Source organism: Xanthomonas euroxanthea, from assembly GCF_903989455.1.
GTDB classification, from domain to species: domain Bacteria; phylum Pseudomonadota; class Gammaproteobacteria; order Xanthomonadales; family Xanthomonadaceae; genus Xanthomonas; species Xanthomonas euroxanthea.
In genome coordinates this window covers 4,362,191-4,386,370 of record NZ_LR861803.1, presented here as the reverse complement: position 1 = coordinate 4,386,370, position 24,180 = coordinate 4,362,191, and the positions used below count along the sequence as shown (strand labels likewise).

Sequence of the window (24,180 nt, the reverse complement as noted above, 5' to 3'; positions counted from 1 at the left end):
GAAAATCGCCGGCATGACCTCCTCCACATCGGCCACGCCGCATTCGGTCAAACGCGGCCGCAGGATGCTGATTGCCCTGGCGGTGCTGTTCTTCGGCTCGATGTTGCTGGCCGGCGTGCTGCGCTTCTCCGGATGGCAGCCGGCATCGATGCGCAATCACGGCGAATTGCTCAAGCCGCCCGCCGACCTGCGCGGGTTGGTGCCGGTGCGCGCGGACGGGCAGTTGTATGCCTGGACGCCTGCCGAACGCGTGTGGCGGATTGCGCTCGCACCGCCGGCCAGTTGCACGCAGCAATGCGTGACGCTGGCGGCCGAACTGGACAAGGTGTGGCAACTGCTCGGGCATCGCGCCGACAAGGTGGAGGTGTTGTGGATCGGCACTCCGCCGGCCGGGTTGCCGCCGATGCCGGCCCTGCGTGTGCTGCGCGACGACGCGCGGCTGCGGCAGGGCCTGCCGCGTGCCGACGATGCCGCCGGCGTGCCGGTGTATGTGATCGACCCCAACGGCTTCGTGATCCTGCGCTATGCCCCGGGGTTCGACCCGGCCGGCCTGCGTGCCGATCTGGTCAAGCTGCTGAAACTGATGTGAGCCCGTTTCGATGAATCTGTTTGCGCCACCGGCATTGTTCCGCCACTTCCATCGCATGGCCTGGCTGGCTGCGCTGTTCACTGCGAGCACGATCCTGTTCGGGTCGTTCGTGCGGCTGTCCGATGCCGGCATGAGCTGCCCGGACTGGCCCACCTGCTACGGCCGCGTCACCTGGCCACAGACCAGCGACGAAGCCAACACGCATGTGGCCAGCAAGATCCGGCCGCTGGAATCGCACAAGGCCTGGCGCGAGCAGGTGCACCGCTTCCTGGCCGGCGCGCTCGGGGTGGAGGTGCTGGTGCTGTCGTTGCTGGCGGTGCGCCGCCGCCGCATGGGCATCGCCCAGGTGGTCGCTGCCGCGGTGCTGGTGGCGTTGTCCATTCCGCTGTACATGTCCAGCTGGCACACGCTGGCGTTCGGCGTGGCGATCGCGGGCGAGGCCATCCTGCTGCTGGCGGCGCTGCGCTGGAGCAATATCGATCTGGCGCGTGCGGCGGTACTGACCCTGGCAGTGGTGATCTTCCAGGCGCTGCTGGGCATGTGGACGGTGACGTTGCTGCTCAAGCCCATCGTGGTGATGGGCCATCTGCTCGGCGGCATGCTGATGTTCTCGCTGCTGGTATGGATGGCCTGGCGCGCGACCCACTTGCCGATCACGCTGGCCGATGCCTCGCGGCTCACCTGGCTGTTGCGCGCGGGCGTGGCGGTGCTGGGCCTGCAGATCGCGCTTGGCGGCTGGGTCAGTGCCAATTACGCGGCGCTGGCCTGTGGCGGTGGCAGCTGGTCGGCCGACAATTTCCCGCGCTGCGTCAGCCAGTGGTGGCCGCCGCACGACTTCCGCGAAGGCTTCACGCTCTGGCGCGGGATCGGGGTGGATTACGAAGGCGGTGTGCTCGATGGCGCAGCGCGTATCGCCATCCAGATGGCGCACCGGCTGTGGGCCATTGCGACGGCGCTGTATCTGTGGTGGCTGGCCTGGCGTCTGTCGCGCTCGCCGGGCATGCGCGTGTGGGCCGGTGCGCTGGCGGTGCTGGTGGCGGTGCAGGTGACGCTGGGCATGCTCAACGTCAAGTTGGCCCTGCCGCTGGAAGTGTCGGTGCTGCATAACGGCGGCGCAGTTGCGCTCCTGTTCGTGCTGGTCTCGCTGCTGGCGCGGCTGCGCGCGCCGGAGTGAGCATGGCCGTCAGCGCACGCGACTACTGGGATCTGACCAAACCCAAGGTGGTGGCACTGATCGTGTTCACCGCGCTGGTGGGCATGTTCCTGGCCATCCCGGATGTCCCGACGTGGCTGCAGGTGCGCACCGGTGCATTGGGCTTTCTGGGCATCTGGCTGGCGGCATCGGCTGCGGCGGCGATCAACCAGTTGCTGGATGCCAAGATCGACGCGCAGATGGCACGCACCTCATGGCGGCCGCTGGTGGTGGGCAAGGTGCGGCCGTGGCAGGTGCTGCTGTTTGCCAGCGTGCTGATCGTGATCTCCATGACCATCCTGGTGGTCTGGGTGAATGTGATCACCGCGGTGCTGACGTTTGCGTCGCTGATCGGTTACGCGGTGATCTACACCGTGTACCTGAAGCGGGCGACCTCGCAGAACATCGTGATCGGGGGCCTGGCAGGCGCCACGCCGCCGATGCTGGGCTGGGCCGCAGTGACCGGCTTGCCGACCAGCGCCGACTGGATCAATGCCTCGCTGCTGGTGCTGATCATCTTCATCTGGACGCCGCCGCATTTCTGGGCGCTGGCGATCTTCCGGCGTGCCGATTACGCCAAGGCGGCGATCCCGATGCTGCCGGTCACCCACGGTGTGCCGCATACGCGCAAGCAGATCCTGGTGTACACGGTGCTGCTGGCGATCGTAACCCTGTTGCCGGTGGCGGTGGGCATGAGCGGGCTGTTCTACCTGGGCGGCGCGGTGGTGCTCAACGTGGTGTTCCTCTGGTACGCCTGGCGCATGCTCGACCCGCCGGACGAGCTGTTCTCGATGAAGATGTTCGGCTACTCCATCGTGTATCTGATGGCGCTGTTCGCGTTCCTGATGGCGGATCACCTGCTGTTGCCGTGGGTGCGCTAGCGGCAGCGCAGTGAAGCCCGCCACCGCCAACAGCCATCGGTAGACCTGCCAGGCTGTTGGCGGAGTGAGCTGGCCGGCGGCTGCAACCGGCCCATCTCGCTCATAGCCGCCGGGTGCGCGCGTGGTCGGGCATCCGGCGGCCAACGCCAAACCGCCGCTGCGATGGTGTCAGCGTGGCCACACTCGCGGTGCGGATGGCTGCGCCGCCATGCCGGCTCAGCCCAACCAGCTGGCACATTCGCCGGTGTTCTTGCTGCCGCAGCTGCTCTGCATCTTCTGCTGCAGGCGCGCCAGCACCGCATTGCCGTCCTGGTGATGCTGCTTGCTCCAGGTCTTCAAGGCAGCGCCCAGCGTGGCAAAGCGCTGCCGGGTACGTTGGCGGTAGCCATCGGGTTGCCCGGCCAGTTCGCCGATCACCTGCGTGGCAGCGGCTTCGATGCCGGCGGTGTCGTCCGGGCTGAGCCGGATCAGCCCATCCACGTACATCACGCCCCACTGCACGCGGGTGGCCGGCCCTTGCGCGCTTTCGTACGCCTTCCTGAGCCAGGACAGCGCGGTCTTCTTATCGCCGCGTTGTTCGGCCAGGTCGGCCAGTTCGGGCATGTAGTAGTAAGGCGTCTTGCTGCGCGTCAACTCGGCCAGCAGCAACTGTTCGGCGCCGCTGCGGTCGCCCACCTCGCCGAGCAACGCTGCGGCGGTGCTGACGGTGGACTGGCGTTCCTCATCGGTCCTGGCGGTGTCGGTGGCCCATTGCACGCGTTGCTGCACGGTGTCGACCACGGTCTTGGGCAGCGGCGGTTGCGCGCCCTTGGCCTCGGTCTCGGTGGGCTGACCTTGCGCCAGGCGGGCCAGCTGGATCCGTGCGTACGCGGTGCCGAGCCGGTCGGCGATCGGCAATGCGGGGTCGGCATAGATCTTGTCCAGCGCCAGATTCAGCGCGTTGGACAAGGTGGTGCGCTCGCCGGCATCGCTGCTGGCAGCGGCGACCAGCCGTGCGGGCATGTAGCTCAGCGTGCCGAGATTGGCACGCACCTCTGCCGGGTCGGCCAGCACCGCTTCCAGCAAGCTGCGCGACGCCGCGCTGGCGGCCGGTGGGTGCTTGGCTGCAGTAATCGCTGCCAGGGCGAAGCTGCGTTGCAGGGCCGGTTGCGGCGCCGACCTGGACAGGCGCGTGAGCACATCGACGGCCTGCTCCGGCTTGACCAGCCGGTCGTCGGTGCCCCAGGCGTAGTTGCCGAGCACGGCCCAGTCGTCCGCGCTGAGTTGCTGCGGGCGCTGCAATGCGGTGTCGAGCACTTGCCTGACGGTGCTGGTGCTCTTGGCGGCCACGCGCAAGACATCGGCCAGACGCGCGTTGTCGGCATTGCCGGCCAGGCGGGTGATCTCGCTGCGATCCGGACGCAGCACGATGATGGTCGGATAGCCCTTGATGCCGAAGCGCTCGCCCCAGGCCTGCGCGCCCTCCGAATCGCCATCCAGATGCACCGCCACGAATTGCTGGGTGCGGGCGATGAAGGTAGGGTCCTTGAACAAGGTGGCTTTCAGGCGATTGCAGGGCGGGCACCAGGCCGCACCCCAGTACAACAGGATCGGCTTGCCGCTTTCCCTGGCCTCGGCGAAGGCATCGTCGACATCGCCCTCGCGCCAGGCAATGCTGGACGCGGGCGCCGGTGTGGTCGCTGCCCCGGTCTGCGCGGGGGCGGCCGGCGTGGCGGGCTTGTTGCAGGCGGTGAGCGTGGCCAGTACCGCCAGCAGCGCAATCAGGGGCGGGGCAGGGCGTCGGAACGGCAGCGTCATGGCAATCACCGATGGGCGTGGCAGGCAGGTGGATCGAACACTCTAGCGAGCGGCACCGTGCCAGCGGCGGAGTGCGTCATGACCGTTGTATATCTGCTTACAACCCGCAACGACACGCAGCGCGAACCGGTGTCGCGCCGGGCGTAGCGGCCTGGCGAACCCGGCGCAGGCAACCCGCCGGTGGCAAACAGCCCTTTGGGGCAGGACACGCAGCGCGGGAGGCGCCGGGTGTCACCGATCAGGCCACCGTCGTGCCGTGGCCGTCAGGTTCAATGCCCGCCGGCATCGGCCGGCGTCTCGCCCGGTGCGGTGCGTGCATAACGCGCGGCCACGAAGGCGCAGACAATCAGCTGCAGCTGGTGATACAGCATGATCGGCAACACGATCGCGCCCAGGCCACCGCCGGCAAACATCACCTTGGCCATCGGCACGCCGGTGGCCAGGCTCTTCTTCGAACCGCAGAAGACGATCGCGATCTCGTCGGCGCGGTTGAAGCGCAGGCGCCGCGCGATGAAGGTGATCGAGAGCATCGCCACCGCCAGCAACAGCGCGGCCGCACCGAGCACCGCGAGCAAGGCCGGCAACGGCGTCTTCTGCCACAGGCCTTCGTTCACCGATGCGCTGAAGGCGGTGTAGACCACCAGCAGGATGGTGCTCTGGTCGGTATAACGCAGCACCGCGCGATGCCGTTCGACCCAGCCGCCGATCCACGGGCGCATGAAATGGCCAGCCAGAAACGGCACCAGCAACTGCAGCAGGATCTTGCCGATCGCCTCAGCCGGGTGCGCCATCGCGCCCTGACTGCCGACCAGGGCGCCCATCAGCAACGGTGTGAAGAACACCCCCAGCAGGCTGGAAAGCGAGGCGGCGCAGACAGCTGCCGGCACGTTGCCGCGCGCCATCGAGGTGAAGGCGATCGACGATTGCACCGTGGACGGCAGCGCGCACAGGAACAGCACGCCGATATACAGCTCCGGTGTCAGTGCAAGATGCGCGAGCGGTTTGAACAACAGCCCGAGCAGTGGGAACAGCACGAAGGTGCAGGCCAGGATCAGCAGATGCAGGCGCCAATGCAGCGCGCCGGCCTTGACCGCCTCGCGCGACAGGCGCGCGCCGTGCAGGAAGAACAGCGCAGCAATCGCCACGTCGGTGACATCGTCCATGATCGCGGCGGCGGTGCCCGAGACCGGCAGGAACGAGGCGAGCGTGACCGTGCACAGCAGCGCGAGGGTGAATGGATCGATGCGCAGCCGCGCCAGCCAGTGTTTGATCATCGTGCGTATTGAGGGGGGAGCTGTCTGCAGAGTGCCATTGTAGAGGCCCGTGTGCCGCCTGCGAGTCGGTCGCGCCGGCATCGGCCGACACCCGGGACAGGAGTGAAGCAGTCAGCGCGGCGCTCGGCCCGATGGCCAGGATCTTGTTCAGGCGGCCATGAGCGCGTGCCTGCATGGCTGACCGGCTACGTCGGCAACAGGTGGTCTGCTCCGATTGCCCCCACGCGCTACAACGCGGCGAGCGCCTTGAACAATTCGCGCAGCTCGTACTTGTCGGTGTCGTCCAGGCCCTGCGCGCGCTGCTTGTCCTGCAGTTCGTCCAGGCGCTGCCGCAGCAATTGCTTGTCCAGTTGCGCGACCACGTCATGCAGCTCCATCGCCCAGCTGTGTTCGTCGCCGGGCAGTGCCTGGGCGGCCAGTTTCTGCAGGGCCACCAGTTCTTCGCGTTCGGCGAAGTGCTCCAGCAGCGCGCCGGTGCTGATTTCCGGGCGTTGCCGCACCAGCGCCAGCAGTTCCATCAACAGGTCGATGCCGGGCAGGCGCAGGCCGGAAAAATCGTGGTCGCCCTCCAGGCTCATCGCCAGCGACGGCCGCTGCAGCAGGATCGCGATCGAGGCGCGTACCAGGCTGCGTTTTTGCGTGGGCGCGCCCATGCGTGCAGGTGGCCGTCCTTGCGGTGCGGACGCCTGTGTCGCGCTGGTGGCGCCCACGCCGGTCAGGCGCGACAGCTCCTGCTTCATCAGATCGCCGAACGCACCTTCGGGAATCTGTGCCAGCATCGGCTTGGCGCGCTCGGCCAGACGCGCCTTGCCATCGAGCGTGTGCAGATTGATCTCGCGCGACATCTCGTCGAAGAAGAATTGCGACAGCGGCGTGGCCTGTTTCAATCGCTGGTCGAAGGCCTGCGCGCCTTCCTTGCGCACGATGGTGTCCGGGTCCTCGCCGTCGGGCAGGAACAGGAAGAACGCCTGGCGGCCGTCCTTCATGCGCGGCAGCACCGATTCCAGTGCACGCCAGCCCGCCTTGCGGCCGGCGTTGTCGCCGTCGAAGCAGAAATACACATCCGGCGCGTTGCGGAACAACAACTCGGCATGTTCTGGCGTGGTCGCGGTGCCCAGCGTGGCCACCGCCTGGGTGACGCCGAACTGGAACAGCGAGACCACGTCCATATAGCCTTCCACCACGATCAGCCGCTCGATCTTCTGATTGGCCTGGCGCACCTGCCACAGGCCGTACAACTCGCGGCCCTTGTGGAACAGCGCGGTTTCCGGCGAATTGAGGTACTTCGGCCCCGGGTCGCGGCCATCTGCCGGCGCGCCCATGATGCGGCCGCCGAAGGCGATCACGCGGCCGCGGCGGTCGAAGATCGGGAACATCACCCGGTCGCGGAACTTGTCGTAGACATGGCCGCGATCGTTCTTGGAAAACAGCCCGGCGCGTTCGAGCACGCTCATGCGGCGCGCATCGGTGCCCAGCGTGTCCTTCAACGCGCTGTAGCCATCGGGGGCGTAACCGATCTGGAAGCGCGCGCGGTTGTCGGCATCCACGCCGCGGCCGTCCAGATAGTCGCGCGCGCGTTCGCTGCCCTCGAGCTGGCGCTGGAAGAACTTGGTCGCCGCTTCCAGTGCCGAATACAGCTCGCGGCTGTCGTCCTGCTGCTGCGGGCTGCGTTGCTGGGTCTCGCGCGGGATGTCCATGCCGGCGCGCTTGGCCAGCTCGTCGACCGCGTCGAGGAATTCGAGGCGGTCGTAATTCATCAGAAAGCTGATCGCGGTGCCGTGCGCGCCGCAGCCGAAGCAGTGATAGAACTGCTTGGTCGGCGAGACCGTGAACGAGGCCGAGCGCTCGTCGTGGAACGGGCAGCGCGCCGAATATTCCTTGCCCTGACGCTTGAGCGGCACCCGGCCGCCCACCACCTCGACGATGTCGGTGCGGGCAAGCAGTTCGTCGATGAACGCGTCGGGGATGCGGGCCATCCCGCTAGGATATCCCAGCCGCCGGCGCCCGCCGGTGTCAGTGAGCGACGGACCTCAGCGAAGCGAAGCCCGCTGCCTGCGTATACGCGGCAGCAGGCTTTGCAGGCGCCATCAACCGCGCGTCGGGGCAGCCGGCGGCTGCGGCGTGGCGCCTGGGTCGGCAGCGACCGGCGGCAGGTTGTCCGTATCCACGCCGGCCTCGCGCAGCTTGCGATGCGAGCGCACGCGCTCGTCGATCACCGCGGTCAGCAGGGCGCCGACAAAGAACACCACCGAGGCGTAGTACATCCACACCAGCAGGATCACCAGGGTGCCCATCGATCCGTATGCGCTGCCAGGGGCGGCCCTGGCGATGTACAGGCCGATGCCGTAGCGACCCAGCGCGAACAGCAGCGCAGTGATCACGCCGCCGACAAAGGCCTGCCGCCAGTTGACGGTGCGGTCGGGCAGATAGCGGTACAGGAAGGCGAAGGCGAGCGAATACAGCGCCAGGGTGGTGATGTAGCCGATCGCCGGCAGCACCGACGGCAAGCGTGCGAACACGACCTGCAACGCGGTGGTGGCAATCATCGACACGATCAACAAAAAGCCCAGTGCCAGGATCACGCCGAAGGAGAACACGCGCTTCTTCAGCCACGCCATCAGCCCTTCCAGGCGCTGCTTGTCGGTGCGGAAGATCAGGTTCAGGGCGTTCTGCAACTGCGCGAACACCGCCGTGGCACCGATGAACAGCAGCAGCGTGCTCCACAGTCCGGCCAGCGAACCCACGCCGGGTTGATCGGTGGCGTTACGGATCACCGTATCGGCCACTTCCGCCGCGCTGCCGCCAGCCAGTTGCGCGATCTGCTGCACCAGCGCTTCCTGTGCAGGCGGATACAGCGAGGCGGTCAGCCACAGCAGCAGCACCAGCAACGGTGCCAGCGACAGCAAGGCGTAGAACGACAGCGACGCGGCCTGCGTCATCACGTCGATCTCGAGAAAGCGATTGAGCAGTGCCATCGGCAGGCTGCGCTGCAGGCGGCTCAGGTGCTTTTGCAGGTGTTCGGTTGAGAGCTTCGTCACCGGCGTGGGAATCCTTGGGCATACCGTTGTGTGCGCAGGCGTCGTGAGGCGAAGCCGGCATGCGGAATGCTTCACCCGGGCCTGTGCTGGCGAAGGTGTTCTAACAGGGCGTGTTCAAAGATCGGGTGAAAGCGGGCGCTGGATGTTGCGCGTGTGCCGCCGTTGAAACGGCGCTGCAACTAGCCGCACGCAGACGGCTGGTTGCAGCGCCCTGGCCATCGGGCACAGGGCGCTGCGCAGGCGAAGACTCAGCCTGCCAGATGCTGCTTGACCAGCGTGGAGACCAGGCCCATGTCGGCCTGACCGGCCAGCTTGGGCTTGAGCGCGCCCATCAGCTTGCCGATATCGGCCGGGCTGCTGGCACCGGTCTGCGCGATGGCTGCCTGGATGGCAGCGACGATCTCGGCTTCGCCCATCTTGGCCGGCAGGTAGCGCTCGATCACCACGATCTCCTCGCGCTCGATCTGCGCTAGGTCGTCGCGTGCGGCGGCTTCGTACTGGGTGACCGAGTCCTTGCGCTGCTTGACCATCTTGTCGAGCACCGCGATCACGGCGGCATCGTCCATCTCGATGCGCTCATCCACTTCCTTCTGCTTGATCGCGGCATTGATCAGCCGGATCACGCCCAGGCTGTGCTTGTCGCCGGATTTCATGGCGGCTTTCATGTCATCGGTGAGTTGCTGCTTGAGGGGCATGGTGTAACTCCTGGGAGTGCGTGTGACAGATGTGCCGATGCGCCATGACGGGCGCAGTGCATCGGCAGGAAGTGGGGCCTGAGCGGCGCGGACGACCGCGGGCACTGCCGGTCGCCTTGACAGTTGCGAAGCGCTCGCCTGGCATCGGACCAATACAAAAAGCCGGCGACGCTTGCGCGTGCCGGCTCTTGGGTTCCACCCGGTGGGCCGCGCCTTCAGCGCATGCCCCTCGGCAGGGAACCGCGTTCGATCAGTACAAGCGCTGGCGCTTGGTGACGTCGCGCGAGGAACGACGCAACTGACGCTTCACAGCAGCGGCAGCCTTGCGCTTGCGCTCCTGGGTCGGCTTTTCGTAGAACTCGCGCTTGCGGGTTTCGGCCAGCACGCCGGCCTTTTCGCAGGTGCGCTTGAAACGGCGGAGCGCAAATTCGAAGGGCTCGTTCTCGCGGACTTTAACGCTGGGCATGGGTTCTCCAGATAATGGGATTTCCGTCCGGGAGCCCCGGGCGGGTGCGAGCGGACTCGCGTGACGGAATTTCCGGGTTGCCCCGGCGAGCCGCGCATTATAACGACTTGCAGGCGGCCTGCAAGCCCCCGGCAGCATGTGCGCGTGCAGGCCTGCTAAACCCTGCGCTGGCGCGGGATCGGTGGCGATCGCCCGGCTGCGCAGCAGATCGCCCCTGGCCGATCTGCGCAGGGCAAAAGCTGCGAAAATAGGCCGCATGTGCCTGCCTGCCGAGTTGCCGTGAAAGTTCTTGGGATCGAATCATCATGCGATGAGACCGGTGTGGCGGTCTACGACACCGCGCTGTCCGGGGTGCCGGCGCTGCGCGCCCATGCGGTCTACAGCCAGATCGCGCTGCATGCCGAATACGGCGGGGTGGTGCCGGAGCTGGCCAGTCGCGACCATGTGCGCAAGCTGCTGCCGCTGATCCGCCAGACCCTGGACGAGGCCGGACTGGGGATCGATGAACTCGATGGGGTGGCCTATACCGCCGGCCCGGGCCTGGTCGGCGCACTCCTTGTCGGTGCCGGCGTGGCGCGATCGCTGGCCTGGGCGCTGGACGTGCCGGCGATCGGCGTGCATCACATGGAAGGCCATCTGCTGGCGCCGCTGATGGAAGACGACCCGCCGCAGCCGCCGTTCGTGGCGCTGCTGGTCTCCGGCGGGCACACCCAGTTGGTGTCGGTGAAGGCGCTGGGCGAGTACGCCGTGCTTGGCGAGACGCTGGACGATGCGGCCGGCGAGGCCTTCGACAAGACTGCCAAGATGATGGGCCTGCCGTATCCGGGTGGCCCGCAGCTGGCCGCCCTGGCCGAAACCGGCACCCCGGGGCGCTACAAATTCGCCCGGCCGATGACCGACCGGCCCGGGCTGGATTTCAGTTTCAGCGGGCTCAAGACCCAGGTGCTGCTGGCCTGGCGCGGCAGCGACCAGTCCGACACCACGCGGGCGGATATCGCACGCGGGTTCGAGGATGCGGTGGTGGAGACGCTGGCAATCAAATGCCTGCGCGCGCTGGATGCGGCCGATTGCAACACCCTGGTGGTGGCCGGTGGCGTCGGCGCCAACAAGCGCCTGCGTGCACGCCTGCAGGAGGCGGCGCAGCGGCGCGGTGGCCGGGTGTGCTTCCCGCGGCCGGCCCTGTGCACCGATAACGGCGCGATGATCGCCTTCGCCGGCGCGCTGCGGCTGGAGGCCGGCGAGCGCGCCGACGCGGCGGTGCATGTGACGCCGCGTTGGGATATGGCTGGCTTGCCGCCGCTGGCGGCGGGGGAATCGGGAATCGGGAATCGGGAATAGTAAGAGCGCTATTTCGATTCCGTTCGCGCTGCCTTGTTGTTGCTTGTGCTTCTCACCATTCCCTAATCCCCATTCCCGATTCCCCACCTATGGACAAAGTTTTTATCGAAGGCCTGGAAATCGATGCGCTGATCGGCATCTACGACTGGGAGCGGCGCATCCGCCAGACGCTGCGGTTCGATCTGGAAATGGGCTTCGACAACCGCATTCCGGCCGCCAGCGACGATATCGCCGATACCTTGAACTACAAGGCGGTAAGCAAGCGGCTGATCGAATTCGTGCAGGCATCGGACTTCGGGCTGGTCGAAACCCTGGCCGAGCGCTGCGCGGCGATCGTGCTGGACGAATTCGGCGTGCACTGGCTGCGGTTGAAGCTGAGCAAGCCCGGTGCGGTGCGCGGCGCGCAGGCGGTGGGGGTGATCATCGAGCGCAAGCGGGCCCGCTGACGGCCACCGAGTGCTGCATCGGGCGGCGCCTTCGAGTCATTGCCGAGCCCCGGCGATCCACTCGGCACCGGACCAGCGGTCCACCACCACGCGACCGATCCACCGCGCCAACGCGTGGTTCAACCGGCCCCTGCAAATCCCGGATCCCGCATTCCAAATCCTGACACTTGCCCCCTCGCGGTCGCGTCAGGCTAGAATTGACGGCCATGTAAACGTTTTCTCAAGGATCTCATGGCTGCTGATCGTATCGAAACCCTGATTGCCCAGATGACCGTCGAAGAGAAGGTCGGACAGTTGGGTGTGTTCGCCGACATGGTGCGGCCGTTCGCACCGGACGTGAATCCCGAAGCCAACGTGCTCAACGCCGACGAGGTGCTGCAGCAGGTGCGCGCGGGTCGGGTCGGCTCGCTGTTCAACGGCGTCGGCGCTGCGCTGGGCGCACAGATCCAGAAGGTGGCGGTGGAAGAAAGCCGCCTGGGCATCCCGGTGATCCTGGCGGCGGATGTGATCCACGGCATGCGCACGGTGTTCCCGATTCCGCTGGGCGAAGCGGCCAGCTTCGAACCCGAACTGGCCAAGCGCACCGCGCGCGCCACCGCGATCGAAGCGACCGCCGCCGGCCTGCACTGGACCTACGCACCGGCCGTGGACATCGCGCGCGACCAGCGCTGGGGCCGTGGCGCGGAAGGCGCCGGCGAAGACGTGGTGCTGGGCGCGGCGTTTGCCGCCGCCCGCGTGCGCGGCTTCCAGGGCAGCGATCTGAAGGCTGACGACTGCCTGCTGGCCACGCCCAAGCACTTCGCCGCCTACGGTGCGGTGGCGGCGGGCATGGAATACAACACCGTGGACATCGCACCGCAGACCCTGCGCGATGTGCACCTGCCGCCGTTCAAGGCCGCCTTCGATGCCGGCGCATTGACCGTGATGTCCTCGTTCAACGACATCAACGGCGTGCCGGCCAGCGCCAACCACGAATTGCTGACCGAGATCCTGCGCGGTGAATGGCAGTTCCCCGGCGTGGTGATTTCCGATTACACCGCCGACATGGAACTGATTGCGCACGGCTATGCGGCCGATGAGCGCGATGCGACCAAGAAGGCGTTCCTGGCCGGCCTGGATCTGAGCATGCAGAGCGGTTTCTATGCCGCGCACCTGCCGTCGCTGGTGGAAAGTGGCGAGGTGCCGATGGCCACGCTGGATGCCAGCGTCCGCCGCATGCTGCAGCTGAAGGAAGCGATCGGGCTGTTCGACAACCCGTACCGTTCGCTGGATCCGGCACGCGAAGCCGATACCACGCATCTGCCCGCACACGATGCGCTGTCGCGCGATGCGGCGCGGCGTTCGATCGTGTTGCTGAAGAACGACGGCGACCTGTTGCCGCTGAAGAAAAGCGGCCAGCGCATCGCGCTGATCGGGCCGTTCGTGCAGGACCGCGAGAATATCGAGGGTTGCTGGACGCTGTTCGGCGACAAGGACCGCTATGTGACCCTGGAGCAGGGCGTGCGTGCGGTGGTCGGCAGCGAGCATTTGACGGTGGTGCCGGGCTGCGGCCTGGAAGAGGCGCTGCCGGGCGGTATTTCCGCCGCCATCGATGCGGCGCAGGCCGCCGACGTGGTGGTGCTGGCGCTGGGCGAGCCGCAGCGGTTCAGTGGCGAGGCGCAGTCGCGCACCGAGATCGTGTTGCCGCCGGCGCAGCAGGCATTGGCCGAAGCCATCGCCGCCACCGGCACGCCGATGGTGGTGTTGCTGCGCAATGGCCGCGCGCTGGCCCTGAGCGGTGCAGTGCGCGATGCCGATGCGATTGCAGTGACCTGGTACCTGGGCACGCAGACCGGTACCGGCGTGGCCGATGTGTTGTTCGGCGACTACAACCCGTCCGCGCGTCTGCCGATCAGCTTTCCGCAGGTGACCGGGCAACAGCCGTATTTCTACAACCATCTGCGCACCGGTCGCCCGGAACTGCCGACGCTGTCCGAGTACAAGGCGCGCTGGCGCGAGATGCCCAACGAGCCGCTGTATCCGTTTGGCCATGGCCTGAGCTACACCACCTTTGCCTATGCGCAGCCGCAATTGAGCAGCGCGCAGCTTGGCTGGGACCAGACGCTGACCATCACCACGCGCGTCACCAACACCGGCCGCGTGGCCGGCGAGGAAGTGGTGCAGCTGTATGTGCACGATCGGGTGGCCAGCCGGGTGCGCCCGGTGCGGGAACTCAAGGGCTTCCGCAAGGTGTTGTTGCAGCCCGGCGAAAGCGCGGACGTGACCTTCACCCTGGCGCGCGATGCGCTGGCCTTCACCAATCACAGGAACGTGTTTGGTGCCGAGCCGGGGGTGTTCGATGTATGGGTGTGCGCATCGGCCAAGAGTGGCGAGGCAGTGACGTTCGAGTTGCTGGACGCCTGAGCACACCCGGGCGTGGTGCGCGCGCTTGCGTAGTAAGCAGCGCGTGCGGCTATTGCACCAGATAAACGATGACGGACGTGGCCTAAGGGCGCGCCGTCATCGGGTCACGGGTGACGCAGGCGCGTGACCGATCGGTGTTGCCACGGGTGCGTGGATTCTGCGTGCGCCGCGACATGCACCGTACCGGCTCGAACGTGGCCGGCCGCGAAAATCGTGGCCACCGCCAGCACGCGGTTGACGTGTGGCGGTGGCACGATCCCCTGGACGCATTTCCGCGCAATTACGCGTCGTTCTCGACCGCCGCCTTGCTCTTGGGCGTCAGCTTGAGCAGGCGCCCGGTGCTGCCGCTGGCTTCGTCTTCCAGCAACCACAGCGCGCCGTCCGGACCCTGTTCCACTTCACGAATGCGCGCGCCCATGTCGTAGCGGGCCAGCTCACGCGGCTGATCGCCAAGGGACACCTGCACCAGCGCCATCGACGACAAGCCGCCGATGAAGCCGTTGCCGCGCCATGCAGGAAACTGCCTGCCGCTGTAGATCACAAAGCCGGCCGGCGAGATCACCGGAGTCCAGCTGATCTTGGGCGCGGCAAATTCCGGGCGGGTATTGTGGTCCGGGATCGGGGTGCCGTCGTAGTTGTCGCCGTTGGAGACGACCGGGTAACCGTAGTTGGCGCCGCGCTGGATCAGGTTCAGCTCATCGCCGCCAAGCGGACCCATTTCGTGTTCCCACAGGCGCCCCTTGCCGTCGAAGGCCAGGCCGAGAATATTGCGGTGACCCAGCGACCACACCTGCGCGGCAACGCCGCCCTGTGCAGTGAACGGGTTGTCGGCCGGCACGCTGCCGTCATCATTGAGACGGATCAGCTTGCCGAGATTGGCCTGCATGTCCTGGGCCGGGGTGAACTTCTGGCGCTCGCTGGAGCTGATCCACAGCTTGCCATCCGGGCCGAAGGCCAGCCGATGCCCGAAGTGACCGTTGCCGGTGACCTTGGGATCCTGGCGCCAGATCACCTTCAAATCCGACAGCGTGCCGCCGCCGGTGCCATCCAGCGTGAGCTTGGCCCTTGCCACCGCAGCGCCGCGCGTATCGCCCTGCCCGGGTTCGGCGTAGCTGACATAGACCAGGCCATTCTTGGCAAAGCGCGGATGCGCCAGTACATCGCCGAAGCCGCCCTGGCCGCCGTAGGCCACCGCCGGAATGCCGGTAATGGCGCTCTTGCGTTTGGTCTTGAGGTCCAGCCGCATCAGCGCACCGCGTTTTTCGCTGACCAGCAGGCTGCCGTCCGGCAGGAAGGTCATCGCCCAGGGCTCGTCAAAATCGGCAACGGTGGTGGCCTGGAACGGCCACTGCGCCTTGGGAATGGCGGCAGCCGGCGCGACGGCAGGCGCAGCACATGCGGCGGTGGTGGTGAACAAGCTGGCCAAGCAGGCCAGGGCAAGCAGACGTCGGACAGACATGAGGTCCTCCAGGGGATGGGCGCAGTGACGTTGCAGCCCTCCCGCAACGTGTCCTGCGTTGGGTTTTCAACACCTTACACGACGCCGTCGGGGCCGCCCTTGTCGTAGATCACTCTCTGCGGAACGCGCTTATCCCGAATCGTTGTTTCACCATGAAGCGAGTTTCGGTGGCTGCATCGCACTAGGGCAGCCCGTCCGGTGCGATCGCGTGCGAAAGGATACGCCCGATGTGGTGAGGCCGACGATGCGTGATGCATCGTGTTGCCAACAGTGAATACACATCCGTCGCCACTGCTGCGCGAGCTGGTGATACAACAACGCCACCTCGACGGTGGCGTTGTTGTGTTCAGGGCCTGGACTTGTTGTCGCCGGCGACGAAGTCTGCCGCATTTTCCCAGGCGCGCTTGACTGCGTGACGCGCCTTGCTCCAACTCAGGCCATTGGTGCCGCGGTTGGCTTCCCAATCGCGGTGCAACTCCGCTTCCACCTGGTCGTAGGCGCGCGCGTTTTCGCGGATACGCGCCTCGTGTCCGGCAAGGTAGGCGCTCTCGTAATCCTCGTAGCGGTCCCCTTCGGTGTAATACGATTCTTCGGTGAAGCGCTCGCGCCAGTAGTTGGATACGTTCTGGCTGCGGTCTTCGTCCGGCGCACGGCCTGGAATCTGATACGGCACGTTCATGCTCGTCTCCGTGGTGAATGTACGCCCTAACCTAGGCGGGCGGGTGTTAAATCCGTTGCCATGGCGGGTGAGGAGGGCATCAAGACATGTCGGCGTTTGGCAACCGCTTGCCGGCCGCGCTGTGTGGCGCGCCGCGTCGTCGATGCCGGACGCGACGCATGCGAGGCTGCCAGTGCATGCGCACGCATCACGTCGCAGCCGATGCGGCCTCATATGGCAGCGGCGTGGCGCCGGCGGCATTCAGGCTGGCCTCTGCGTGCTGCAGCGATGGCTCGTCGGCATCGATGATCACCAGCACGCGCCCTGCCTGGATTTCGTCCTCGAATTGGCGGCGTACCGGGTCGGGCACGGTGGCGCCGATCAACGCAGATGACCAGGTGCCGACCAGAGCCCCTGCCAGCGCCATGACACCTGCCCCGGCAATGGTGAGCCCGATCGGAGGCACGGCGATCGCGACCAGCCCGGCCACCAGGCCCGCAGCGCCACCGGTCGCGGCGCCGCGCGCTGCGGCGGGGAGAAAATCCGTCTTGGCATCCTTGCGCTCGTCGGGAATGCCTTCGAGTTCGATATCCGAACGGGCAATCAACGACAGCCCATCGTTGTCGATGCCGGCGCTGCGTGCGGCCTGCATGACGCGTTGCGCACTCTCGATATCGGGCGTGCTGTAGACACGGCGCAGTTTCATCGCAAGCTCCCATGCAGGTCAGGGCTGCAGCGTTGGACGTGCGCGGTTAGTCGTACGTGAGCGTTGCGCGAGCGTCCTGCGAAAGTGGTTATGCAGGCTTGCGCGGGAACAGGTAGATCACCCAGCCCACCAGCAGCGCCACACCGGCGGCCGCCAGGTTCTGCCAGCTGGCGCTGGCGAGCAGGCCCAGCGACAGCAGCAGCGCGGCGATGGGAATGGCCGGCCCGCCGGGCAGGCGCAAGGTGTCGGTGCGTTGCCGGTAGCGACGCGCCAGCACGATCACTGCCGCGGCCGTGCCGATATAGGCAAACAGCCGGGTGACCATCGACAGCAATGCCAGCTGCGTGAACGAGCCCGACACCGCCAGCGCCAGCGACAGCACGCCCTGGGTCAGCACCGCCGCTGCCGGGGTGTGGAAGCGTGGATGCACACGTGCCAGAAATGCCGGGCCGTAGCCGTCTTGCGCCAGCGCAAACAGAAAACGCGGCCCGAGCATGACCGTGTTGCTGGTGGTGCCGAGGATGGAAATGGTGGCGCCGACGGTGAGGATCAGTGCCAGCGCTTCGCCGCCGAAACGGCTTGCGGCATCGGCCAAGGGCGTGGGCGAGGCGGCGAGATTGGGCAGCGTGCCCTGTGCCACGACCTGGACCGCCGCATAGATCAAGGTGACGGTGACGATCATGGTGATCAGCGCAAATGGCACATCGCGACGCGGGTTGCGGTACTCGCCAGCGGCCGCAGGGATGTTTTCGAACCCGGCATAGGCGAACAGCAGCAGCAAGGCGGCTTCGCCGAGATTGCCCAGGTCGCGCAGGTCCGGTGTGGTCCCGGCAAAGGCCCACGACCAGTCCACGTAGAACACGCCGATTGCCACGAACAGCAGCAACGGCACCAGCTTGCCGATCACCAGCGCAATGCCGGTACGCGCAGCCGATTTCACCCCGATCACGTTGATGGCGGTGAGCATACCCAAAGAACCGACGACCACCAGCAGGCGTGCCCAGTGATCGGTTGCCACGGTCGGCCAGAACCGCGCGACCGCGTCGGCCAGGCCATTGCTCAATGCCGCTGCCGAACTGATGCGGGTGAGCCAGATCATCCAGCCGATCTGAAAGCCGACAAACGGGCCGAACGCCTCGCGCGTGTACAGATAACTGCCGCCCGGGGTGTCGAAATAGCTCGCCGCCTGCGCGTAGCACAACACCAGCAGTGCCACTGCCAGACCGGCCAGCATCACTGCCCACAGGCTCATCGGCCCGAGCAGCGCAGCGGTGGCCGCCGGCAGCAGATAGATGCCGCTGCCGATGACATCGTTGATGGACAAGCCGACGATCTGCCAGCGGCTGACCACGCGGACCAGGCCAGTGGGGTCGGGTGCGGGAGCCGCGCTGCTCATCGGCCCACCTCCCTCAACTCGGGCAACTGCCACTGGGCCTGCAGGCGTGCGTATTCGGCACGCGGCAACAGCACGAACAGCGGTGTGTCGTCGGGCTTCAACCAGGCCAGCAGGCGTTGCATATCGGCCGGCGCCATCGCAGTGCAGCCGGCGGTGAACTGGCCCGGCGTGCGCCACAGATGCGCGAAGATGCAGCTGCCGTGCCCGGGCACCGCATCGGGATTGTGCGCGATCACAAAGCCCTCGCTGTAGCGCGCATCGCCGGGATGTTGCAGGTCCAGGCGCATGGGTTCGCTCGACCCGGCCACTGCGGCCTCCCCGACCTGCGCGGCGTCGACGATACGGTTGTACAGCGGCGAGCTCGGCACATCCATGCAGTAGTGGGTGGCGCGCATCGCCTGGTACGGCATGGCGCTGTCGATCTGTTGGGCGTAACCGAAGGCCGGGCCGATCGCGAACACACCGGCCGGGCTGCGGCCGTCGCCTTCGCGCTTCTGCGGGCCTTGCGTCTGCTTTGGATGCAGGCCATCGCCCCAGGCGCTGCCGTGGCGCCCGAGCGCGACCGTAAAGCCCGGTGCGGCCGGTTGCCAGTGACCGTCCACACGGGCGAATGTCTGCAGGCGTGCCTGGGTGCTGTCCCAATCCGGCGTGGTCACCACGACCAGTGCGCGCGCCTGATTCAAGGCGTCGATTGGGCCGGCAGCGACGGCAAGGCTGCTGCAGCTTGCCAGCGCCAGCAGCGCAACGGATCGAAACACGGTGGCAAGGCGCATGCAGGCTCCGGGGGAATGGGTCTGGCAGGGTGAGCTGCGTTGAGTCGATCGGCTGTTGGCGGCGACAGTGCGGTGCCTCGACACTGCATTGCTGACCAACACCTTATCGCTACTGTACCCAGCAACGCAGCTGTGTAGTGCATGCGTGCGCGATGTTCGTGTGCGTGCTTGGCGGGCCTTGGAGCGGCTGAGACCATTGAAGAGTGCGGGTATGCATGGTTTCAGTAGGGCAACCGACGAACTCTCTGGTGCGGTGCCCTCGCCGTTTGCGGGACCGTGTGGCGACATGGATGACGCCACCGAGCCTCCACGGACGGATTCACGGCGTGTCGAGCGGGCGGCGAAGGCGCCGCGCGCTCGACAGACCGACCGACGCGGCTTGGAAATTTCCAATGGCGCGTTAGCCCGGCAATAGCTCCAGCCCGCGGATGCGGCGGATGCCCAGGCCTGGCGAGTCGTCGATATGGATCCGGGCATCGTCGAAATGCACGCCGCCCTCGGTGGGATCGAACTGCCCGAGTGCAGGCGCATCCAGATCCGCCAGGGTGATGCTGTCGGCCTTGGCCACGGCCAGATGCACTGCCGCGGCCACGCTGATGCTGGATTCGATCATGCAGCCGATCATGCACGGCACGCCGTATACGGCCGCGATATCGGCAATGCGGATCGCATTGGATAGCCCGCCGGTCTTCATCAGCTTGATGTTGACGATATCGGCGGCGCGGCGCTGGATGAGGTCGATCACCTGGACCGGCGAGAACACGCTTTCGTCGGCCATCACCGGCGTGTCGATCCGTGCGCTGACAAACGCCAGCCCGTCGATGTCCGCGGCCCTGACCGGCTGTTCCACCAGTTCCATCACGACGCCGGCGTGTTCCAGCGTGCGCATGGTGCGCACCGCCTGTTTGGGCGTCCAGCCCTGGTTGGCATCCAGGCGCAGCGATGCGCGACCAGCGACAGCGGCATGCATCGCCATGATCCGTTCGACGTCCGAGTCGCTGTCCTTGCCGACCTTGATCTTCAGCGACCGATAGCCGCGTGCGAGCGCCGAGTGCGCCTGCGCCACCATCACCTCGATGGTATCGACGCTGATGGTGATGTCGGTGGTGATGCGCGGCGTGCCGCCGCCAAGCGCCTGGTAGAGCGGGGTGCCGAAGCCCTGCGCCCACAGGTCGTAGAGCGCGATCTCCACCGCCGCCTTGGCGCTGGTGTTGCGCTCCAGCGCGTGTTGCACCAGCACGCATAGCCGGTTGAGATCGGCCACGTCCTGGCCGATCAACGCCGGGCCGATGCAATGGCTGATGGCGGCGATGATGGCGCCGTGCGTATCGCCGGTGATCGGCGCGGTGGCCGGCGCGGCGCCATAGCCGATATGGCCGCTATCGGTCTGCAGCAGCACCACCACGTCCTCGATCGCCTGCACGGTGCGGACCGCTGTCTTGAACGGGGTCTTCAATGGCACGCGCAGCATGCCGAGGCGAAAGCCGGTGATCTTCATGGGGAGCCAATCGGTGCGATGCGTTGGATGCGGGTGATGTGATCGACGAACGGCGTGCCGTCGCTGGCGAGCAGGGGCAGCAGCGGGGTCACCGACACACCGTTCAAGCGCGCGCGCTGCACGCTGCCGGCCGCGTCGCGGTAATGGGCACCGGCCACGTCATGGATCACCCATGGTGCACCGTGCTCGTGTCCGATCACCAGCATCACATGACCGGGGATATAGATCAGATCGCCGACCTGCAGCCGTGCAAGTTGCTGCAGGCGCTGCGGCAGTGGCGCCTGCGTCTGGAACGGAACGCCGAGCAGTGCCGGACTGCGTGCCTGGTCGCCGGTATTGCGTGGCAATGCGATGCCCAGGCTGCGATACACATCCAGCACGAACCCACTGCAGTCGCGCGCATCGTAATCGTTGCCCCAGCCATAGCGTTCGCCGAGGAACTTGAACGCCTGCTGCAGCAATGCCGCAGGCGTGGCCGGCAGCGGGCCAAGGCGCACGTCGGCGCCGCGCGGAATCAGCGCCGGCACCAGCTGCAGGCGACCATCACCATTGCGCAGCGGCAACTGCACGACGTAGGCAGCCTGCGGAAGCTGCCCGTTGACCGGCTGTTGCGGCGGCCAGTCGCCGAGCAGCGGCACGCTGGTGCCCATGTCCAGCGTCAGTGCGGAAACGGCCGGCACGTCCGGGGTGTAGGCGCTCTGCACGCGTGCGCCGGTGACCAGCAGCTGCGGGCGGCGGCGTGCGTAGTCCAGCACCTCGCGACGCGTGCCCAGGGCAATCCGGTCGGCAGCAATCCAGGCCGCATAGTTGGCCGCCAGCACGAAGTGCCATGCACCGTCGGCGCTGGTATGCAGCACCGCCACCGGCGTGCCGGGGTAGAGCGCCGATTCCTGGAAGCGGTCGATATCGTGGTCGTCGGTGGTGCTGAACACGCGCTGCGCGGTGGGGAAGGTGCGCAGTGCCGCGCGCTGCACCACCAGGGCAAACCGTGGCACGACCTGTGCGGGCAATGCATCCAGTGCCAGGGCCTGGCGTAGCGTCGCAAGGCGCAAGGCATCGATGCTGCGCCCATCGCTGTCGTAGAGCGCACGCGTCGGTGTGGCCGACCGTGCTTCGATGCGCGCGCGCACCTCGGCCGCCGGCAGCACCTCGGCCAGCTGCGACAGGTCGTGCATGGAGCCATCGTCGCGCAGCAAGCGCGCATTGAGGCCGGCAATCTGCGCGGCCGTCATGCGCAGCGTTTGCGCGTTGCGACTGCGCTGGATCCAGTAGTCGGCCGCCAACTGCGCATCGCTGGCCGCAAATGGCGCGGTGTGCGGCGTTGGGGGGGCAGGGTTTGCCGCAGCGGCACCGCAGGGCAGGCCGATGACCAGCAGCAACAACGTCAGCAGGCAGCGCGACAATGGCATGAAGAAGACTCTTGAGGGGTGCAGCGACTGGCAAGGATTTTTACAGGGAATCACGACCGCAGGCGCGCGGACCTGCGCCGACCACGCCGGCTTGTAGTGTACGCATGCGCAAGTATCCCCGGTGCGTGTCGCATGGCGCAGCGGTGCCGTAACGTCTGTCGGTCTCTGCGCACGTGCAGTCTGCCTGCCACCGGCCGCAGCCGCGTCCTGCACGCCATCGCCCCGCACAGCAGATAATGGGTGCATCGCATGCGCGGCCCATCAGGGTGCTGGTGCAGCGCAAGCCCTTGCCGTTTCGCCAGGAGAATCCGATGTCATCTGCTCCCACGCTGTCGCCATCGCCCTGGCTACGCGCCGCGCTATGTCTGGTGGTGCTGTCATTGGGCGCATGTGCGCACACGCCGCAGCGCAACCCGCTGGCCCGGTGGGTGCCTTCGCCCAATTACGACGCACGGCGGCCGATCCTGATCGTGCTGCACTTCACCGACCAGCAGTCGGTGCCGCAGAGCCTGGGCACGCTGCGCGGGCGCAATAGCGGCGGTCGGGTCAGTGCGCACTATCTGATTGGCGAAGATGGCACACGCTATCAACTGGTCAGCGACGACCAGCGCGCCTGGCACGGCGGTGCCGGGCGCTGGGGCACCATCACCGACATCAACTCCGCCTCGATCGGCATCGAGCTGGACAACGACGGCAGCGAGCCGTTCGCGCCCGCCCAGATCGACAGCCTGCTGGTGCTGCTGGACGACCTGTGCACCCGCCTGCGCATCCCGCGCACCCAGATCGTCGGCCACGAAGACGTGGCCCCGACCCGCAAGAACGACCCCGGCCCGTTGTTTCCGTGGAAACGCCTGGCCGACGCCGGCTTCGGCCGCTGGCCTGCCGCCGATGCCCCTGCCGCGCCGGCAGGTTTCGATCCCTGGCAGGCGCTCGCCTTGCTCGGCTACAGCCTCGACGATCCCGCCGCCACCCTGCAGGCGTTTCATCATCACTACCGCAGCAGCGATGCCCGCATGCTGGATGCCGAGGATGCGCGCATCCTGCATGCGTTGACCGGGCCAGCGCTGCGGCAATTGCAACCTACGTCGGTGCCCATCGAACCGGATGCGCCGTAGCCATCACGAGTCATCGTGTTGCGTCACCCGCACGAGCGCTGCGTGCACTGGATTCCGGCCGTATTCTTGGTAGCATCCGCTCGCCCGAACTCCTGAAGGACGTCGTGCGATGAGGCTAGGAAAGACCGCCCTGTGGGCAGCCACGATCCTGATGGTCGGCGGTTGCACCAAGACACCCGACGCAGCGCCCGGAGACGTGCAGGCACCGCCCTCGCAGAGTGCTCCTGCTGCCGCGCCACCGGCGGCGGCGAGTCCTGCAACGGTTGATGCCGAGGTGCCGGCGCCCGGGCATGTGCTCGCCGATATCTATGGCATGAAGGGCGATGGATCGGAGTCCTACACCATCGACAACGGCGCCTTGGCCAGCTTCTGGTACGGCTACCGCTTCGACCTTGGCGGCAAGCAGTACTACACCGGCTTCGCCAACGCGGGTCCGGGCAAGTACGGCAAATCCGAGGAAGAGAACTATCCGGACCCTGCCGTCGGCGTCAGTATCAGCCAGGCGACCTATGTGCTCGACGATGCGGGTGGCAAACTCGCATGGGTGCTGTTCCACGCGCAGCAGTGGGCTGGCGATTTCGGCGGCAATGAAAAGGCCGACACGCTGGACCAGAAGCGCAAGCCGCAGCGCACCGAGACCAAGGATGGCCACTTGCTGCTGGCGCTGCCGACCACGCGCTTCGCCGACGGCATCAGTAGCTCCGGTTTCGCCATGTTTTCCTTCGATCCGAACAAGAACGACATGGGTGACTACAAGGGCTGGGTGTACCTGGGCACCGTGGCCACCGGCGAAGACAACAGCGCGGCCTGCGACGATGAGGGCAACATGAAGTGCGCGTCCAGCACCGGCACGCTGAACTTCGAACCCGGCGGTGGATCGATGCCAAGCCTGCGTGTGGCCATGAGTGGCACTGCCATCGCCGGCCCAGGCGAGGCCCGCAGCCTCGGCCCCGCCGACGTGGTCACCTATACCTACGACGCCGCCAAGCATCAGTACTCGCCGCCGCTGGATCGCTGAGCCTTCCCGCGTGCCGGTCTGTTGCGGGG

Annotated in this window: 21 protein-coding genes; 8 read left to right on the top strand and 13 right to left on the bottom strand. The window is 66.8% G+C overall.

Annotation, left to right across the window (positions count from 1 at the left end; genetic code table 11):
* Positions 1-13 precede the first annotated feature (13 nt).
* Genes H7A86_RS18315 through cyoE form a run of 3 tightly spaced genes read left to right on the top strand, consistent with a single transcriptional unit; the run spans position 14 to position 2,662 of the window.
* Positions 14-589, top strand: a complete 576-nt coding sequence (locus tag H7A86_RS18315) for a hypothetical protein (protein WP_119131667.1) — start codon at positions 14-16, stop codon at positions 587-589.
* Between the two features lie 10 nt (positions 590-599).
* A complete protein-coding gene (locus H7A86_RS18310; RefSeq protein ID WP_119131668.1) occupies positions 600-1,763 on the top strand; it encodes a COX15/CtaA family protein in 1,164 nt (387 codons plus the stop codon).
* Positions 1,764-1,765: 2 nt separating this feature from the next.
* Positions 1,766-2,662: a heme o synthase gene (gene cyoE, locus H7A86_RS18305; protein ID WP_104650010.1), complete on the top strand. Its 897-nt coding sequence runs from the start codon at positions 1,766-1,768 to the stop codon at positions 2,660-2,662.
* 216 nt (positions 2,663-2,878) lie between these two features.
* Here the strand turns inward: cyoE and H7A86_RS18300 are convergent, their stop codons facing one another.
* The 6 genes from H7A86_RS18300 to rpsU form a co-directional block, all read right to left on the bottom strand.
* Positions 2,879-4,459 carry a thioredoxin family protein gene (locus H7A86_RS18300; protein ID WP_119131669.1) on the bottom strand — a complete coding sequence of 527 codons (1,581 nt, stop codon included), beginning with the start codon at positions 4,457-4,459 and terminating at the stop codon, positions 2,879-2,881.
* A 269-nt stretch (positions 4,460-4,728) separates the two neighbouring features.
* Positions 4,729-5,733, bottom strand: a complete 1,005-nt coding sequence (locus H7A86_RS18295) for a bile acid:sodium symporter family protein (protein ID WP_180707938.1) — start codon at positions 5,731-5,733, stop codon at positions 4,729-4,731.
* Positions 5,734-5,960: 227 nt separating this feature from the next.
* Positions 5,961-7,709, bottom strand: a complete 1,749-nt coding sequence (gene dnaG, locus H7A86_RS18290) for a DNA primase (protein WP_104650013.1) — start codon at positions 7,707-7,709, stop codon at positions 5,961-5,963.
* Between the two features lie 111 nt (positions 7,710-7,820).
* Positions 7,821-8,771, bottom strand: a complete 951-nt coding sequence (locus H7A86_RS18285; protein ID WP_119131670.1) for a YihY/virulence factor BrkB family protein — start codon at positions 8,769-8,771, stop codon at positions 7,821-7,823.
* 248 nt (positions 8,772-9,019) lie between these two features.
* A complete protein-coding gene (locus H7A86_RS18280) occupies positions 9,020-9,466 on the bottom strand; it encodes a GatB/YqeY domain-containing protein (RefSeq protein ID WP_119128052.1) in 447 nt (148 codons plus the stop codon).
* Positions 9,467-9,716: 250 nt separating this feature from the next.
* Positions 9,717-9,932 carry a 30S ribosomal protein S21 gene (gene rpsU / locus H7A86_RS18275; RefSeq protein ID WP_002808376.1) on the bottom strand — a complete coding sequence of 72 codons (216 nt, stop codon included), beginning with the start codon at positions 9,930-9,932 and terminating at the stop codon, positions 9,717-9,719.
* Between the two features lie 279 nt (positions 9,933-10,211).
* On the opposite strand from rpsU, the gene tsaD reads away from it, so the two are divergent.
* From tsaD to H7A86_RS18260, 3 genes are all read left to right on the top strand, one after another.
* Positions 10,212-11,270 carry a tRNA (adenosine(37)-N6)-threonylcarbamoyltransferase complex transferase subunit TsaD gene (tsaD, locus tag H7A86_RS18270; RefSeq protein ID WP_119131671.1) on the top strand — a complete coding sequence of 353 codons (1,059 nt, stop codon included), beginning with the start codon at positions 10,212-10,214 and terminating at the stop codon, positions 11,268-11,270.
* A gap of 89 nt (positions 11,271-11,359) precedes the next feature.
* On the top strand, positions 11,360-11,716 hold the full coding sequence (folB, locus tag H7A86_RS18265; protein ID WP_119131672.1) for a dihydroneopterin aldolase: 357 nt from the start codon (positions 11,360-11,362) through the stop codon (positions 11,714-11,716).
* Between the two features lie 231 nt (positions 11,717-11,947).
* Positions 11,948-14,119, top strand: a complete 2,172-nt coding sequence (locus tag H7A86_RS18260) for a glycoside hydrolase family 3 N-terminal domain-containing protein (protein WP_119131673.1) — start codon at positions 11,948-11,950, stop codon at positions 14,117-14,119.
* A gap of 280 nt (positions 14,120-14,399) precedes the next feature.
* On the opposite strand, the gene H7A86_RS18255 is transcribed toward H7A86_RS18260, so the two are convergent.
* The 7 genes from H7A86_RS18255 to H7A86_RS18225 form a co-directional block, all read right to left on the bottom strand.
* Positions 14,400-15,578, bottom strand: a complete 1,179-nt coding sequence (locus tag H7A86_RS18255; RefSeq protein WP_119131674.1) for a PQQ-dependent sugar dehydrogenase — start codon at positions 15,576-15,578, stop codon at positions 14,400-14,402.
* Positions 15,579-15,924: 346 nt separating this feature from the next.
* Complete coding sequence (locus tag H7A86_RS18250) at positions 15,925-16,257, bottom strand: hypothetical protein (protein WP_119131675.1); 333 nt, start codon at positions 16,255-16,257, stop codon at positions 15,925-15,927.
* Positions 16,258-16,444: 187 nt separating this feature from the next.
* Positions 16,445-16,942 carry a hypothetical protein gene (locus H7A86_RS18245; protein ID WP_119131676.1) on the bottom strand — a complete coding sequence of 166 codons (498 nt, stop codon included), beginning with the start codon at positions 16,940-16,942 and terminating at the stop codon, positions 16,445-16,447.
* Between the two features lie 88 nt (positions 16,943-17,030).
* Positions 17,031-18,338 (bottom strand): APC family permease, encoded by a 1,308-nt coding sequence (locus H7A86_RS18240; RefSeq protein WP_119131677.1) that lies wholly within the window; start codon positions 18,336-18,338, stop codon positions 17,031-17,033.
* Complete coding sequence (locus H7A86_RS18235; RefSeq protein ID WP_119131678.1) at positions 18,335-19,111, bottom strand: L,D-transpeptidase family protein; 777 nt, start codon at positions 19,109-19,111, stop codon at positions 18,335-18,337. Before H7A86_RS18235 ends, H7A86_RS18240 begins: the two co-directional genes overlap by 4 nt.
* A gap of 400 nt (positions 19,112-19,511) precedes the next feature.
* Positions 19,512-20,609 carry a dipeptide epimerase gene (locus H7A86_RS18230; RefSeq protein WP_119128059.1) on the bottom strand — a complete coding sequence of 366 codons (1,098 nt, stop codon included), beginning with the start codon at positions 20,607-20,609 and terminating at the stop codon, positions 19,512-19,514.
* Positions 20,606-22,018, bottom strand: a complete 1,413-nt coding sequence (locus tag H7A86_RS18225) for an SH3 domain-containing protein (protein ID WP_147421329.1) — start codon at positions 22,016-22,018, stop codon at positions 20,606-20,608. The genes H7A86_RS18230 and H7A86_RS18225 overlap by 4 nt, the downstream gene beginning before the upstream one ends.
* A 311-nt stretch (positions 22,019-22,329) precedes the next feature.
* Here H7A86_RS18225 and H7A86_RS18220 point away from each other — a divergent pair, with 311 nt between their 5' ends.
* Together H7A86_RS18220 and H7A86_RS18215 are read left to right on the top strand one after the other, a co-directional pair.
* Positions 22,330-23,133, top strand: coding sequence for an N-acetylmuramoyl-L-alanine amidase (locus tag H7A86_RS18220; RefSeq protein WP_119131855.1), 804 nt, complete (start codon positions 22,330-22,332; stop codon positions 23,131-23,133).
* A gap of 109 nt (positions 23,134-23,242) precedes the next feature.
* On the top strand, positions 23,243-24,151 hold the full coding sequence (locus tag H7A86_RS18215; protein WP_119131679.1) for a hypothetical protein: 909 nt from the start codon (positions 23,243-23,245) through the stop codon (positions 24,149-24,151).
* Positions 24,152-24,180 lie beyond the last annotated feature (29 nt).

What these genes read in the sequence shown, in the direction of transcription:
- H7A86_RS18315 (WP_119131667.1), top strand. Translation starts at nt 14, where the DNA reads ATGACCTCCTCCACATCGGCCACGCCGCATTCGGTCAAACGCGGCCGC.
- H7A86_RS18310 (WP_119131668.1), top strand. Translation starts at nt 600, where the DNA reads ATGAATCTGTTTGCGCCACCGGCATTGTTCCGCCACTTCCATCGCATG.
- cyoE (WP_104650010.1), top strand. Translation starts at nt 1,766, where the DNA reads ATGGCCGTCAGCGCACGCGACTACTGGGATCTGACCAAACCCAAGGTG.
- H7A86_RS18300 (WP_119131669.1), bottom strand. Translation starts at nt 4,459, where the DNA reads ATGACGCTGCCGTTCCGACGCCCTGCCCCGCCCCTGATTGCGCTGCTG.
- H7A86_RS18295 (WP_180707938.1), bottom strand. Translation starts at nt 5,733, where the DNA reads ATGATCAAACACTGGCTGGCGCGGCTGCGCATCGATCCATTCACCCTC.
- dnaG (WP_104650013.1), bottom strand. Translation starts at nt 7,709, where the DNA reads ATGGCCCGCATCCCCGACGCGTTCATCGACGAACTGCTTGCCCGCACC.
- H7A86_RS18280 (WP_119128052.1), bottom strand. Translation starts at nt 9,466, where the DNA reads ATGCCCCTCAAGCAGCAACTCACCGATGACATGAAAGCCGCCATGAAA.
- rpsU (WP_002808376.1), bottom strand. Translation starts at nt 9,932, where the DNA reads ATGCCCAGCGTTAAAGTCCGCGAGAACGAGCCCTTCGAATTTGCGCTC.
- folB (WP_119131672.1), top strand. Translation starts at nt 11,360, where the DNA reads ATGGACAAAGTTTTTATCGAAGGCCTGGAAATCGATGCGCTGATCGGC.
- H7A86_RS18260 (WP_119131673.1), top strand. Translation starts at nt 11,948, where the DNA reads ATGGCTGCTGATCGTATCGAAACCCTGATTGCCCAGATGACCGTCGAA.
- H7A86_RS18255 (WP_119131674.1), bottom strand. Translation starts at nt 15,578, where the DNA reads ATGTCTGTCCGACGTCTGCTTGCCCTGGCCTGCTTGGCCAGCTTGTTC.
- H7A86_RS18250 (WP_119131675.1), bottom strand. Translation starts at nt 16,257, where the DNA reads ATGAACGTGCCGTATCAGATTCCAGGCCGTGCGCCGGACGAAGACCGC.
- H7A86_RS18245 (WP_119131676.1), bottom strand. Translation starts at nt 16,942, where the DNA reads ATGAAACTGCGCCGTGTCTACAGCACGCCCGATATCGAGAGTGCGCAA.
- H7A86_RS18240 (WP_119131677.1), bottom strand. Translation starts at nt 18,338, where the DNA reads ATGAGCAGCGCGGCTCCCGCACCCGACCCCACTGGCCTGGTCCGCGTG.
- H7A86_RS18235 (WP_119131678.1), bottom strand. Translation starts at nt 19,111, where the DNA reads ATGCGCCTTGCCACCGTGTTTCGATCCGTTGCGCTGCTGGCGCTGGCA.
- H7A86_RS18230 (WP_119128059.1), bottom strand. Translation starts at nt 20,609, where the DNA reads ATGAAGATCACCGGCTTTCGCCTCGGCATGCTGCGCGTGCCATTGAAG.
- H7A86_RS18225 (WP_147421329.1), bottom strand. Translation starts at nt 22,018, where the DNA reads ATGCCATTGTCGCGCTGCCTGCTGACGTTGTTGCTGCTGGTCATCGGC.
- H7A86_RS18220 (WP_119131855.1), top strand. Translation starts at nt 22,330, where the DNA reads ATGTCATCTGCTCCCACGCTGTCGCCATCGCCCTGGCTACGCGCCGCG.
- H7A86_RS18215 (WP_119131679.1), top strand. Translation starts at nt 23,243, where the DNA reads ATGAGGCTAGGAAAGACCGCCCTGTGGGCAGCCACGATCCTGATGGTC.